This is a genomic window from Chitinophaga silvisoli, from assembly GCF_003412465.1.
GTDB classification, from domain to species: Bacteria; Bacteroidota; Bacteroidia; order Chitinophagales; family Chitinophagaceae; genus Chitinophaga; species Chitinophaga silvisoli.
In genome coordinates this window covers 45,270-59,685 of record NZ_QTJV01000018.1, presented here as the reverse complement: position 1 = coordinate 59,685, position 14,416 = coordinate 45,270, and the positions used below count along the sequence as shown (strand labels likewise).

Here is a 14,416-nt window from a genome sequence, read left to right as displayed (position 1 = left end):
AGTGCTATTATTACTTTAACAGATTATTATATGAAAGGTTAATGTCATCTTAAAGGAATGGGTGACAAAGTAACGGAGGTACTGACATAATAACGATGGAACCAGACAAAATGTTATTTTAAATAAAAAAGGACAGCCTTTCCGGCCGCCCCTTTCTTATAACTTACTCAGGTATGGATCCTATCACCCATCATGAAATAGATCATGGATCTGAATAACCCATCAGGATCCTATTACCACATCATTCGTTCATCTTATCACCCATCACGAATGCATTTTACAACTTACTGAGGAACTCCAGGGTATCCACCCCATCCGCATAGTCCGTCAGCGATGGTTGCTGTGCCGTCCCAAACGGGGTAAACCCTTTCCCAACCAGGCATTGCAGATCTTCATTCGCCTGCAACTCCGCCGCCAGCGCTTCCTTATCGGTATAATACCCATAGTTCAGCACACTCAGCGGCGAGAACAGTGGCGCTGCTTCCTGCAATAACACGCTCTCGTTTGTCATGAACGGACTATTGTTCAGCAGGATCAAAGCCAGGTTGTAGTCATAATTATTCTTATACTTATGATGATCGGCAAGATAACTATACTTGCGCAGGGCATCCAGCAGCGGCGCAAAATCATAGCCCTGGGGTACATATACCTTGGTTACATTGCGGCAACCCAGCCCAAAGTAAATGCTGATATCATCAGCCAGGCCTTCCAGTTCCGCCGGTGTCTCTTCCCCGGTCAGGATCGCTACGGAAGTCCGGTTCCGGCGAATGATGTGCGGGTACTGCGCAAAGTAATACTGGAAATACCGGGAAGAGTTGTTACTGCCTGTAGCAATATAGGCATCACAATTCTTCAGCATATCCTGCACCGTAGTCTGCTCAGCCCATTCGGGATGCCATTCTTTCATCTTATCCAGCACATGCTGCATAAGAATCACATCTTTCGATGACAGTTTGAGGCGAACATGATGGCCGCTCACGAAACCGCAGAGCCAGTCATGAAAGCCAACGAGGGGAATGTTACCTGCGGTAACAATGCCCACTGTCCGGGCAGGTTTGCCATTGTTCAATTCCGGGTAGGCATTGATCCAGCTGTTGAGGCGGGCGGCATCCAGGAAATTGTCAGCAATCTGGCGAAGAGCCAGGTTAATAAATTCCGGAGTAAACCATCCATTCGCCTGAAAAGCCCTTTCCTTAACTGTTTCCAGCGCCGGATCATCGCTTGTCAGGTATTGACCTAAACGTACCAGGGCCGCTACTTTTTCTGTACTGCTCATGAATCTGTATAAATAATTAACTTTTTAAAGCGAGATATTCTATTTTTGTCTGCAAAATTAATGGCTTACTTCTTAAACAAAAAGTTTATAACATGGCAATCAAAATAACAGATGAATGTATTAATTGTGGAGCTTGTGAACCTGAGTGCCCGAATAACGCTATCTATGAAGGTGGTGTTGAGTGGGCAATGGCTGATGGCACTACAATTAAGGGTTCTTATGTGCTGATGGATGGATCTTCTATCGATGCCGACCAGCGCAACGCTCCTTTGGCTGTTGACAGTTATTATATTGTTCCAAATAAATGTACTGAGTGTCAAGGCTTTCACGAAGAGCCACAGTGTGCGGCAGTTTGTCCGGTAGACTGTTGTGTACCAGACGAAATGTACCAGGAGTCTGAAGAAGAACTGCTGGCAAAGAAAGAAAAATTACATATTTAATCAGGAAGCATAAGGAATTATCGGTAACTGGTCGCCAGACCCAAATCCCTGGCACGCATACCGAACCTAAAAGGGGAGAAGAGGTAGAAATTGCCTTTTCTCCCCTTCTTTTTGGGGTAAAAAAAGATTACATACCCTTTTTTCTATTAACTTTATCCGCTTATTATTAATTATCATATGAAAAAGAATATCGCCCTTGTTGCCGGCGGATACTCAGGAGAATACGTTATCTCCGTACAAAGTGCCGTAACAATTGAGAAAAACCTGGATAGCAGCAAATACAATGTGTATAAAATAGTTATTACAAAAGATGGCTGGAATTATACCGGGGCTGAGGGGCAGGCGATAGCGGTGGATAAGAATGATTTCTCATTGACTATCAAGGGAGAAAAGGTAACTTTCGATGCTGTTTTCATCGGCATCCACGGTACACCAGGTGAAGATGGCCGCCTGCAGGGATATTTTGAAATGCTGGGTATTCCATTTACCAGCTGTGGGATGGTTACCTCCGCCCTCACTTTCAATAAAAGCTATTGCAATAAAGTCGTAGCTGCACTGAATGTAGTGAACGTTTCCAAATCCGTGCATATCTTCAGTAACCAGCCATACGATACCAAACAGATCCTGGCGCAGCTGAAACTGCCCGTATTTGTAAAGCCTGCAGAAGGTGGTAGCAGCATCGGTATGTCTAAAGTGAATACAGCCGAAGAACTGCAACCCGCTATTGACAAGGCATTCAAAGAAGATGTGCAGATCCTGATCGAAGAGTTTATCAAAGGCCGGGAAATCACCTGTGGTTTATATAAAGCGAATGGCGAACTCACTGTGTTGCCACTGACAGAAATCGTAAGCAGCAAGGAATTCTTTGACTACGAGGCCAAATATACCCCTGGTATCACCAAAGAAATCACCCCTGCACCAGCTCCCGATGCCGTTTGTGAGCTGATCCGGAATACCGCCAAAGAACTGTATAACAAGCTGAATTGCAGAGGTATCGTGCGTGCAGACTTCATCTACGATGAGGCAAATAACCGCCTGTTCTTCCTGGAAGTGAACACCATGCCGGGCCAGAGCGATAATAGTCTCGTTCCTCAGCAGGTAAGAGCTGCAGGCAAAACCCTGCAGGAGTTTTACGGCACATTAATTGAAGAGTGCCTGAGGAAATAACAAAGCGGTATAAGATTACGCTATCTTTAAGTTAAAATATAATCTGTGTTCAATCAAATTACAAAACGCTCCTTTGGGTTTAACCTGGCCGTAGTGGTAGGGTTGTTCCTGGTACTGGGGCTGATTTTCTTCATGCTCCTGGGGGTAATTACAAAGCATGGGGACACATTGACCGTGCCTGACGTACATCGCAAGAGTGTGAAAGACGCTACCAAACTGCTGGAAGACGCAGGGTTTAACGTAGATGTAAGAGACTCCATTTTTATCGATAGCCTGCCTGCCCTGGCTGTATGGGAACAAACGCCGGCAAAAGGCGCGATTGTAAAAGTGGGAAGAACCATTTATCTCACAATCAATAAGGTAGTACCACCAATGGTGGAAATGCCGGACCTGGTTGGTCTTACCTTCCGTAGTGCTGAAATGACCCTGCATAGCCGCAGGCTGAATGTAGGAGATACAATTTATAAACCTGACTTTGCTACCAACACCGTATTGCAGCAGCTGCTGGGCGGTAAACTGGTCAAAGCAGGCAGACAGGTTCCCGAAGGTAGCAGCATCACACTGGTACTGAGTAGCGGAACCGGTAGCATAGAGAACCCGGTTCCCGACCTGATCGGGATGACTTTCCAGGAAGCCAAGGTCACCCTCAGCGGCAGAAACCTGAACCTGGGTACCGTCATGGTAGATCCTGCTATAACAGATACGGCCAATGCATTTGTGGTCAAACAGGATCCGGCACCTAAAAACAGTCTGCAGGAATTGAGTATGGTGAGAGCAGGTGAACTGGTGAGCATCTGGTTGTCACCCAACCCGCCGGTAAAAAGCGGTGGCGATACAACTTCCGAAAATTAATAAGTATACCCCATAATCGTTTAACTTATAAAATTTACAGCAATGGAAAATATTACTGCTGAAGAACTGAAAAAACGTATAGACAGTGGTGAAACCTTGCATATCGTCGATGTGAGAGAGCCACATGAGCACGCAGAGTTTAACATCGGTGGCATCCTCTTGCCACTGGGTGATATCAGAGCAATGCAGGTGGATGAGCTGGAAGATTTGAAAGACGAAGAGGTAATTGTGTATTGCAGAAGCGGTGGCAGAAGCGGCCAGGCAGCTATGATCCTGGAGACAATGGGCTTTCAGAATGTCAAGAATCTGACCGGTGGAATGTTAAACTGGGAAGAGAAGTTCGGGAGATAAGAAATTAAATATAAGGCTGACCATCCGGTCAGCCTTATATTTTAAATGCATGTATTATTGTTCAAAGAAGGCACAGCTACCGCCCACCCAGGTATCTGATTTATCCTTCGTGACCCCGATCATTTTGCTCTTACTGATCCTCGCCAGGTTGTGCACCAGTTCAGGACGGGGTGCCCCATCCTTCCATAGGTACATCATCCTGATCTCACAATAAGCCGGCCCCTCAGGCGTTGCTATGGCAGGTGCATATTGCACCTTACGCTGCAGGATCCAGTTCTCAGGATCTGTAATCCCCTTTATATCTTCCTGCGTTACATCTATCACCACCCCCTGACCTGCAAAAGAAAACAGCGGTTTCAGCACATAATTTTCAAGGTCCGCCGGCAACTCCCTGGCATTCAGGAACCAGCTCTCCGGTGCAAACTCACTTTTTATAAATGGCAGAATAAACTTACTGATCCTGTAAAACCAGTTCGGATGCGTGATCCACTCCACATCGAAGTCCTGGAACAGGGATACATGTGCCGGTAAATAAGCCGATTGCTTTTGCAGATCATCAAAGATCACGCGATTGTATATACGCTTTATTAAAGTATCCTTGTAGTATAACTGCTTGCCCCTCTGCTCCAGGTCTGTAATGCAAACCACAGGAATGCCCAGCACTTTTTCCGTATAGTAAAAATCAATGCGGGTCTTTTGCTCATGCGGCTTTACTTCCAGCAATACGACTTCTTCCGGCTGATAAGGCCCTACAATGATCTCTTTTAATAATGATAAATAGCTATTGTCATTATAGCCATTGAAATAGTTATTGACAGTATCCGGAATCTGGAAATGATGTTTAAACTCCCGCGCCATCAGCTCCTGGAAGGCGTACAGGGAAGGGAATCCCTGCAGCTCTATGAGTTGTGGTTGTAATTCACCTGCCGCATTCTTACACACCGCAAAATCAATGATTACAAAATGTGCATGCTCATTTTCTCCCGGTACTTTCATACATGGCGGGAATGACGCTTCGCTATTGGCTTTGAAGTCAGCCTGCGTAATGATATCTATGATCGCTTCACTGGTTTCAACCAATTGCTTTGTCAGGGCAGCAGGCACAAACACAGGTGTTTCCGCTACTTTGAAAGCAGGTGCTTCTCCGGCGGCAGCCGCCATTGATTGAATAAATGCCGCGTATTTTTCAGCCGTGAAATGTTCGTTGTAGTATTTGCGTAAAGAAGGAATCATGGTTTGAAGGATAAGGCGTTGTCCAGAAATGCAGGAATAAAAGTATCATACGTAAGCATGATCTTATCAGGATCAGAAAGCTGTTCCAGCATGCTATAATATTTTTCAGCACCATAGTTGGTAAGCACCTGGTCTTTCTTTTCTTTTTGTAGCAGGTACATGCGCATACCGGTGGCATCTGCTTCCGGGTGGAATTGTGTGCCAATCATGTGAGGACTGAAACGAATGGCCATGGTCGCTCTTTCCAGCGGTACATGTGGGCGTTCTTTTTCAATCGCCAGCACTGTGGCGCCGATAGCAGCCATGCGCTCATGGTTTAGCCCGATCACCTGCCAGTTGCGGCTGTCCACGATATAGAAAGGATCCGGAAGATTTTCAAAGACCTTTTCTGTTAATACCGTTGGATGTACGGGGAAGACCCCAAAAGCCGGGGACCTTCGTCTGCACACATTACCCAGTTGCAGGTAGCGACACATTAATTGAAATGAATGACAGATCAGGAGCACAGGTTTGGCAGCCGCCATCAGCGCTTCCATCGTCTCAAAATAACGGCGTTCCCATTCCGTCCCTTCGCTCTCCAGCGGGGAGCCGGGACCACCAGTAGAGATATAAATATCGTAAGAAAGATCAGGTACCCGGACAGCTATGCGCACTTCATACTCATCACATTGCAATGCCAGCGAATTACGCACAGCATATGCTGCGAGTATTTCCCTGATACAGCGCATCCCTTCGTTCGGGACTCCTTCATACATGTCCAGTATAGCTACCTTCATGTGTTAGCAGTCTTTGAGGAATTGGTGAATAATGAAGTCTGTCACACTGTGGAGATTCTTGTTTTCTTTAAATACGGCCAGCTGTTTATCAGCCCCGGTACCGTTTTGTAAAATCTCTTTTGTATACTCGATATAAGAGCGGCTACCCAGTTCATCCACCACATCGTCTACAAATTCCAGCAGCTCAAAGATGAGGGAACGGGTATTCACCTCCGCCTCCTTACCAAAGTCGATCAGGTTGCCATCTATGCCATAGCGGGAAGCTCTCCATTTATTTTCATTGACCAGTGCGCGGTTGTAAATAATGAAGTTCAGGTTCTGCATACGCAGTTTATAAATCTTGGCGCAAAGTGCCTGGAAGATGGCGGCAATAGTACAGGTTTCCTGCAGGGTGAGCGGTACATCACAGATCCTGAATTCTACTGTATCGTAGAATGGGTGTACCCGCAGGTCCCACCATACCTTGCGTGCATTGTCAATACACTTGGTCTTGACCAGGAGTTGGATATAGCGGTCGTATTCTTCGATACTTGCAAAGTAATCGGGAATACCGGTGCGGGGAAACTTATCAAATACCTTCGTGCGGTATGATTTAAAGCCCGTATTCCGGCCTTCCCAGAAAGGTGAATTAGTACTAAGGGCAAAAACATGCGGCAGGAAATAACGCACAGAATTAGCGATATGCAGGGCCATTTCCCTGTTTTCCATCCCTACGTGCACATGCAGCCCAAAGATCAGGTTAGAGCGTGCGGCATCCTGCATTTCATTTACGATTTCGAAATAGCGGGGATGATCCGTAATGAGCTGGGCTTCCCATTTGGAAAAGGGATGGGTACCGGCAGCTCCGATACTATAGCCCAGGTCACCGGCTATCTGTGCCACGGTTTTGCGAAGGTGAGCTACATCTGCACGGGCCTCGTCGATATTGCCACAGATGTGGGTACCGACTTCAACCACGGCCTGATGAAATTCAGCTTTTACTTTTTCCGGGATAACTTTGTGGGCCTGTTCTACAATTTTCTGTTCATGGGAGCATAACTCGAGCGTGCGAGGGTCCATGACCATGTATTCTTCTTCAATGCCGAGTGTGAAATTCCGGAGCATAGCTGGTAATTAGGGAGGCAAGATAAGAAGAATATGGAAAATGGCCTGCGGCAGCAAGGGAAGTGTAGGTAGGGCAAACAAAAAGGCCTGCATACCGGCTGAGGGGAGAAGCTGGTAATGCAGGCCGGTTGTATTACAACAAACAACCTTATTCTTTGGTCTTTGCTTTTTTAGCTGTCGTCTTTTATTACGACAACCGCCTTATTCTTTTGCCTTTGCTTTTTTAACAGTCGTCTTTTTGGCAGCAGGCTCTTTCTTTGCCGCTGCTTTTGGCTTGGCTTCTTTTTCAGCCGGTGTGGCCGACTTCTTCGCCGCTGTCTTCTTCGCACCTGGAACGATCGCTGTCTGGCTGCCCGGCACCGCATGCGTCATAAACGCACCCCAGGTCAGGTTATCCGTTCCCGGCAACTGTCTTAAGGCTCTCTCAATCGCATAATTAGCCGCTGTTTCTACCACCCACTCAAAATTCTCCGCACCAATCGTATCCTTGTCCGCCTCCGGAGCCGGGTTCCAGAAATCAATCACATAAGGAATACCGCTCCGCACAGCAATTTCCACCGTATTGAAATCATATCCCAGGTAACGGTTCAGGTTAGCCACCTGTTCTATAATCACCCCTTCCAGGTCATCGTCTCCCTGTTGCTTGTCCAGGTAGCGCTGATAAGGGGCCTCATACGGATCGTAGGGGATGACCCTTACATACTTGCCGCCGATGCAATAACAACGGTAATAAGAATCGTATTCAATTTCTTCCTGCAGCATCATCACCAGCTGGCCGGTATGCGCATGTTGTGCAAAGAATTCCTCAGGACTATTTACTTTGTAGACATGTTTCCAACCTCCGCCATTGTAAGGTTTCATATATGCCGGGAAGCCAATGTGCGCGAAAATGCTTTCCCAGTCAAAAGGGTATACGAGGTTCCGGAAAGACTGATCTGTCGTATTCACAGGCAGATCACGGGAGGGGATTAAAGCTGTTTTAGGAACATTGACACCCGTACGTGCAGCCAGTTCGTTGTTCACAAATTTATCGTCCGCGCTCCACCAGAATGGGTTATTGATCACCGCGGTTCCTTCCAGGGCAGCCTGTTTGAGCCAGGTGCGGTAAAAGGGAACATCCTGCGAAATGCGGTCCAGGATCACAGCATATTCATTGGGAATACCCTGAATTACTTTGTCGATGGATACAAATTCAGCACTGATGTTTTGAACGTTTTTAGCGTTTACACGGTCAATAAATGCCTGGGGGAAACTGTTTTCCTGACCATAGAGAAGGCCTATTTTTTTCATCCTAAAAAAGGTTTTACGTTGAGTGTATCAATGATTCCGTTTGCAGTAGAAGCGGTTGAGGATCAATATTCGCGCCAATGGATTCGCCTGCTTATTTTAATAAGAGAAATGTAATACGGTAATCTCTCCTTTCAACCCTATTCATAAAGGGATATCTCTGTTTCCAATCTTATTAATTAAGATTATCTCTCCTTCCAACCCTATTAATAAAGGGCATCTCCCTTCCCAACCCTATTTAATCAGCGATATATAATACGGCAACATCTCATTCCATACAGGCCAGTCATGTTTCTGATTCGGTCTGATATCCAGCCAGTGGCTGATCCCTTTGTGAGCAAGGATCCCTGACATCCGTTCATTCTGTTCACGGCTTATATCTTCGTCAGCTACACCTAGTATAATCCCCATACGCCAGAGGGCTTCATGCGGATTATCGCGCATATAATCCATCGGATTATGAAAATAAACATTGTCATCATAATGCCCATCCAGGCGGCCGGTGATATCAAATATACCGCTGAGACTAAAGAGGTAAGAAACCAGCCCGGGGTACCGGAAGGCAAAGTTGGCTGCATGGTAACCCCCAAAACTACAGCCGGCTACGGCTACGCGGCGTACACCTGTTTCATGCATCACCCTTTCCAGCACCTCGTGGCGCAGCATGTTGTCGTAACTGATATGGTTGAGGGTGCGTTGGGCAGGGGAGACCTGTGTATTGTACCAGCTCCGGGCATCTATACTATCAGGGCAATAGACCCTGATGAGCTGCTGGTCAATGAACCATTGTAATGCATGAATCAGGCCTCTTTCCTTATGTTCATAATGGCGGCCCATAGAAGTAGGGAAGAGGATGAGGGGATAGCCTTCCTCTCCGAACACCAGCATCTCGAATTCACGCCCGAGATGTGGAGACTTCCATTTGTAATGTTGTTCCTGCATCCCTATAAATATAATAAAAAAAACGCTTCGGCTTACACAGCCGAAGCGTTTCCTTGTATCTGTGGATATCCAGATTAGAAGTTGTAGCGAACGCTCAACTGACCTCTCCAGCGTGACAGGTAGTCACTCACTGTGTATGGTCTCAGAATACCATTGATGTTGTTCATCTTTGTCTTATCAAAGTTGAACGTTGGTGTCTGCGTCTGAGATACGATGTTGAACAGGGACAGAGACTGGTTGCTCAGGTAGTAAGACCAACCCCAGTTACGGTTCAGCAGGTTAGCAACGTTCAGCACGTCGAAACCAACTTCCAGTCTGTGTGTATTTTTCAGGATGAAGTCCTGTGCGATTTTCAGGTCGAAGTGACTTTCCCATGGCATTCTTGCACCGTTACGTACTGTGCTCTTACCCAGGTTATCCTGCAGGTATTTGTTATGAGAAGCAAAATCCTTGAAGTCAGCCAGCTGCTGATCAGGAGTTACTACAGTACCGTTTGACAGTGTCAGGTTAGTGAACTGACTGGCATCTGTAGGCAGGTAAGCTAAGCTCGCAGAACCAGTTTTACCGGAAGCATCATCACCTGTCAGGTTGTAGTTATACAGGAATGAATAACGCTGACCAGTGTACCCCTGGTAAACCAGGCCGATGGTAGTAGACATGTGGTTCTTGGCATAACGGAAAGTCTTGCTTCCATAAGCAACCACACGGTGACCTGGATCGTAGTTAGCACGCGCGATATCTACATTATTCAGACCATTCTGGTTGTAAGCAAAACGCCAGTTAGAATAAGCAGTAGAAGAAGTACCGTCGTTTACAGAGGTAGATTTACCATAAGTATACGCGACGCTACCAGCCCATCCGTGATCCAGCGGTTTCTGAATCTGGAAAGTGAAGTTATATGCATAACCCTTGCTGGTGTTAGTCAGGTAGATCACATCAGTATAAGATGTGTTGGCACGTTTGAAATTGTACCATGGACGTGTTTCGTTACCTACAGCAACAGTACCGGCCTGGTCACCTACATTGAGGTTTTTGTAAGCAATGTTATTGATAGTCTTTGTATACAAACCTTCAATAGTACCAATCAGACCCCACCATGGCAGTTTCTGGTCGATAGCCAGGTTACCACGCAGTACCTGTGGATATTTGAAGTTCTTGTCAGTTACGTCAACCTCAGTTGGAGCTGCTGCAGTAGTTGGGATATAAGCACCCAGGTGTGTATCATTAGGATTGTAGTTGAAACGCACTGAAGCATCAGGAGTTCCAGAGAATTTAGTGAATGCTACCCCTGTGTTGGAGTAAGCGTTAGAGATCCATACCAGTGGTACACGACCAGTGAACAGACCAACACCACCTCTCAGCTGGGTCGTACCATCGCCATTAACATCGTAGTTGAAGGCAACTCTGGGTGCGAACAGCAGTTTGGATTTAGGAACCACATTATTCTGAACGCTGTATTTAGCAGCCAGGTCAGAAGCGTTGAACCCGGTATTTGCATCAGGTTTGTTGAAGAAAACAGGCAGATCGATACGAACACCATAAGTCAGTCTGAACCTGTCATTGATATCCCATACATCCTGGCCATATAAGCTGAACTGACCTGCATGGATCTTACCTGGAGCTACGTCATCACCACCTTTAGCGGAATAGCTGATACCATATGATGATGGAGCAGCAGAGTTAGCCAGGAAAGAGCTCAGGCTCTTGTAAGTATAGTAACCATAGTAGTACTGCAGGAACACGTTGTTCGTGTTGAAGAACTGGTTGTCAGTACCAAAGGTCAGGGTGTGTTTCTTCTTCTGGAGAGTCAGGTTGTCCACGATAGTGAAGTTGTCCTGACCCAGTGAGTTACGCGCAGAAGAGTAATCGGAACCTACGTTGTAGTTCAGACCACCTTCCTGGATATAAATAGAAGGGAAAGCAGCAGTATTACGTCTGTCGCGGATGCGGTTGTAAGTAACACGCAGTACGTTAGAAGTAGTTGCATTAAAGTTACTGTTCAGTTCAGCTACAGAAGAGTTAGTTGTGCTGAGCATGTAGTAACCGCTGTTACCAAAAGTCATAGTAGTGGTGCTACGGGAAATCACGTAGTTGCTACCATCTACATAGCTATGACGCAGGGTCAGCTTGTGCTTGTCACTGATGTTCCAGTCGATACGTGCGAAAACAGAAGTCGCATAACCTTTGGAACTGATATCAGTGTAACTTCCCGGATCGAAACCGTAAGTGCTGTTCACATAGTTACGGATAGAATCCAGTCTTGCTGTGCTGAATTTGGAACCGGAACCAGCATCCGCAGGGTTGTAACCCAGTGGAGTTTTGTAATCGTTCCTTTCAGCGTTTACAAAGAAGAAAGCTTTATTTTTCACGAGTGGCCCACCTAAGCTGGCACCCCATGTAGTATTATTATAATTAGGATATTTTGCCTCGCTCTGTACATGCTTACCTACAAAACCCTGATTCTGGTTCAGGAAATAAGCAGAACCATGGAACTGGTTAGTACCCGATTTAGTAACAGCATTGATACCACCACCAGTGAAGTTACTCTGGGTAACATCGTATGGCGACAATACAACCTGTACTTCCTGTACAGATTCCAGTGGCACAGCGTTTACGTTTGCCTGACCACCGTTTGTACCTGTAGCAGTCAGACCGAATACGTCATTTGCACTCGCACCATCTACAGTGAATTGGTTGAATTTGTTGCTCTGACCTGCGAAAGAGATCCCCAGCGGACTACCATTCGAGCTGCTGTAAGTAGCTACCGCCTGCGGAGTCAGACGGGCAAAATCCTGGATGCTACGGCCTACAGTTGGCAACTCAGTCAGCTGGCGCTGGCTGATGTTGGTCTGTGTGCCAGTACGGTTTGAGCTGATGATGCTGCTTCTCTGACCGGTAATAGTTACTTCGTTCAGCGATTTGCTGCCATCTTCCAGTTTTACGTTTTGGGTCAATGCAGTACCCAGGCTCAGATACAGGTCCCTGAAGTTTTGTTCCTGGTAACCTACATAGGTAATTGTGATGGTGTAAGGTCCACCTACTTTCATATTAGGGATTGTGTAACGACCTCCCTCCTGTGTTGTGGTACCGTAAACTGTTCCCGTTGGAACGTGAACGGCTTTAACTGTGGCCCCAATCAGCCCTTCCCCCTTTGCATCCTTCACCAGACCGGTAACAGCACTTGTTGTTACCTGAGCGAAAGAGTAGCAAACGCTAAGCAAGACAATGAATGTTAACAGTAGTTTTTTACATCCCATATTTGAGCAGTTTGATTTTATTTAGAGCGCAAAGGTTAAAAAAAAATACGTAGTAATTTTAACTTCAAATTAACAAATTGTTAAGCCATATTAAAAAGATGAGTAGATCGCTAGGTTAATTCGAAACTATATGGGAAAACAGCCTTTAAATCGAGTTTGTTCAACTAATAGGGGTAGAAATTCTAATATTTCGAATAATAAAATGTTCAAATACTTAAATCTCTGCCAGGCAAGGACTGTTTTTATATTAGGTTTAGCTCAAATGTTTATATGTTTATTTTTTATATGTGATGCCGGCTTGCAGGGAATGAATGGATGGCAGTGTGTTTGAACCCCAAATGAAGAATTAGTGCTTTACAACACCTTAACAAGGTGATTTTTTGTCCTGTCAAAAGGGCGTAAAATCCGGGATTAGTCCAACGATTCCTGCGTCTTTTTACCCTAACTTTGCTAATCAATATAACAACAGTGATATGTTAGATACAATAGAATCAGCCATAGAAGATATAAAGAAGGGTAAACTGGTCATAGTAGTAGACGACGAGGATAGGGAGAATGAGGGCGATTTCATCACAGCTGCGAGAAATGTCACCCCGGAGATTATCAACTTTATGAGCCGTCACGGCCGTGGATTAATATGTGCACCCCTGATTGAGGAAAGATGCGAAGAGCTCGGACTCGAAATGATGGTGCGCGATAATACCGCTTTACACCAAACACCATTTACTGTCTCTGTAGATTTACTGGGCCATGGTTGTACCACCGGCATCTCTGCACACGACAGGGCAAAAACTGTACAAGCCTTAATCGATCCCAATATCCACCCCGAAGAATTAGGTAAGCCTGGCCATATCTTCCCCCTGAAAGCAAAAAAAGGGGGCGTATTGCGCCGTACAGGGCATACCGAAGCTACTATCGATCTCGCCCGCCTGGCTGGATTTGAACCCGCCGGTGTGCTGGTTGAAATCATGAACGAAGATGGCTCTATGGCCAGACTGCCCGAACTGAAAGAAATTGCTATTAAGTTTGACCTGAAACTGATCTCTATCAAAGATCTGATCGAGTACAGACTGGCAAAAGAATCCCTGATCGAAGAGCAGGTAAGAGTGCAAATGCCTACTGAATATGGTGATTTTGAACTGATTGCGTTTAAGCAACTGAATTCAGGCGAAACCCATATGGCACTGAAAAAAGGTACCTGGGAAAAAGGTGAACCAGTACTGGTAAGAATCCACTCCTCCTGCGTAACAGGTGATATCCTGCATAGCCTCAGATGCGATTGCGGACCACAGTTACACAAAGCCATGCAAATGGTGGAAGCAGAAGGGAAAGGCCTTATATTATATATGAACCAGGAAGGCAGAGGTATCGGCCTGCTCAATAAACTGAAAGCTTATAAACTACAGGAAGAGGGGAGAGATACCGTCGAAGCAAACCTGGAATTAGGTTTCCAGATGGATGAAAGAGATTATGGCGTAGGGGCCCAGATCCTGAGACACCTGGACATTACCAAGATGAGGTTGATTTCCAATAATCCCAAGAAGAGGGCAGGGATGAAAGGTTATGGATTGGAAGTGGTGGAAAACGTGCCGATTGAAATTCATCCAAATCCACATAATGAAGTGTACCTCAGAACAAAGAGAGATAAAATGGGTCATGAGATCCTGAAAGGATAAGCAACTAAAAGGCCCTGGCTAATAACCAGGGCCTTTAGTTTTAATGCTATGTTTT

12 protein-coding genes are annotated in these 14,416 nt (G+C 45.9%); 5 read left to right on the top strand and 7 right to left on the bottom strand.

What is annotated here, in order from left to right; all coding sequences use genetic code 11:
- Positions 1-277 precede the first annotated feature (277 nt).
- Entirely contained in the window at positions 278-1,276 is a 999-nt protein-coding gene (locus DXN04_RS31600; protein ID WP_116857435.1) for an acyl-CoA reductase, read from the bottom strand.
- 92 nt (positions 1,277-1,368) lie between these two features.
- Between DXN04_RS31600 and DXN04_RS31595 the strand changes: the two genes are divergently transcribed.
- The 4 genes from DXN04_RS31595 (at position 1,369) to DXN04_RS31580 (ending at position 4,086) form a co-directional block, all read left to right on the top strand.
- Positions 1,369-1,716 carry a 4Fe-4S dicluster domain-containing protein gene (locus DXN04_RS31595; RefSeq protein ID WP_116857434.1) on the top strand — a complete coding sequence of 116 codons (348 nt, stop codon included), beginning with the start codon at positions 1,369-1,371 and terminating at the stop codon, positions 1,714-1,716.
- A gap of 177 nt (positions 1,717-1,893) precedes the next feature.
- Positions 1,894-2,883 carry a D-alanine--D-alanine ligase gene (locus DXN04_RS31590; RefSeq protein ID WP_116857433.1) on the top strand — a complete coding sequence of 330 codons (990 nt, stop codon included), beginning with the start codon at positions 1,894-1,896 and terminating at the stop codon, positions 2,881-2,883.
- A 45-nt stretch (positions 2,884-2,928) separates the two neighbouring features.
- Entirely contained in the window at positions 2,929-3,735 is an 807-nt protein-coding gene (locus tag DXN04_RS31585) for a PASTA domain-containing protein (protein ID WP_116857432.1), read from the top strand.
- Between the two features lie 42 nt (positions 3,736-3,777).
- On the top strand, positions 3,778-4,086 hold the full coding sequence (locus tag DXN04_RS31580) for a rhodanese-like domain-containing protein (protein WP_116857431.1): 309 nt from the start codon (positions 3,778-3,780) through the stop codon (positions 4,084-4,086).
- A 54-nt stretch (positions 4,087-4,140) separates the two neighbouring features.
- On the opposite strand, the gene DXN04_RS31575 is transcribed toward DXN04_RS31580, so the two are convergent.
- The 6 genes from DXN04_RS31575 to DXN04_RS31550 form a co-directional block, all read right to left on the bottom strand.
- Positions 4,141-5,319: a hypothetical protein gene (locus tag DXN04_RS31575; RefSeq protein ID WP_116857430.1), complete on the bottom strand. Its 1,179-nt coding sequence runs from the start codon at positions 5,317-5,319 to the stop codon at positions 4,141-4,143.
- On the bottom strand, positions 5,316-6,095 hold the full coding sequence (locus DXN04_RS31570; RefSeq protein WP_116857429.1) for a type 1 glutamine amidotransferase: 780 nt from the start codon (positions 6,093-6,095) through the stop codon (positions 5,316-5,318). Before DXN04_RS31570 ends, DXN04_RS31575 begins: the two co-directional genes overlap by 4 nt.
- A 3-nt stretch (positions 6,096-6,098) precedes the next feature.
- The gene (locus DXN04_RS31565) at positions 6,099-7,199 is read right to left on the bottom strand and encodes a carboxylate-amine ligase (RefSeq protein ID WP_116857428.1); all 1,101 of its coding nucleotides are present in this window, start codon (positions 7,197-7,199) and stop codon (positions 6,099-6,101) included.
- Positions 7,200-7,400: 201 nt separating this feature from the next.
- Positions 7,401-8,489 (bottom strand): ATP-grasp domain-containing protein, encoded by a 1,089-nt coding sequence (locus DXN04_RS31560; RefSeq protein WP_116857427.1) that lies wholly within the window; start codon positions 8,487-8,489, stop codon positions 7,401-7,403.
- A 231-nt stretch (positions 8,490-8,720) separates the two neighbouring features.
- Positions 8,721-9,428, bottom strand: coding sequence for an alpha/beta hydrolase-fold protein (locus tag DXN04_RS31555; protein ID WP_116857426.1), 708 nt, complete (start codon positions 9,426-9,428; stop codon positions 8,721-8,723).
- A 74-nt stretch (positions 9,429-9,502) separates the two neighbouring features.
- Positions 9,503-12,685: a TonB-dependent receptor gene (locus DXN04_RS31550; RefSeq protein WP_116857425.1), complete on the bottom strand. Its 3,183-nt coding sequence runs from the start codon at positions 12,683-12,685 to the stop codon at positions 9,503-9,505.
- A 473-nt stretch (positions 12,686-13,158) separates the two neighbouring features.
- On the opposite strand from DXN04_RS31550, the gene DXN04_RS31545 reads away from it, so the two are divergent.
- Positions 13,159-14,361 carry a bifunctional 3,4-dihydroxy-2-butanone-4-phosphate synthase/GTP cyclohydrolase II gene (locus DXN04_RS31545; protein WP_116857424.1) on the top strand — a complete coding sequence of 401 codons (1,203 nt, stop codon included), beginning with the start codon at positions 13,159-13,161 and terminating at the stop codon, positions 14,359-14,361.
- The last annotated feature ends 55 nt before the right edge of the window (positions 14,362-14,416 follow it).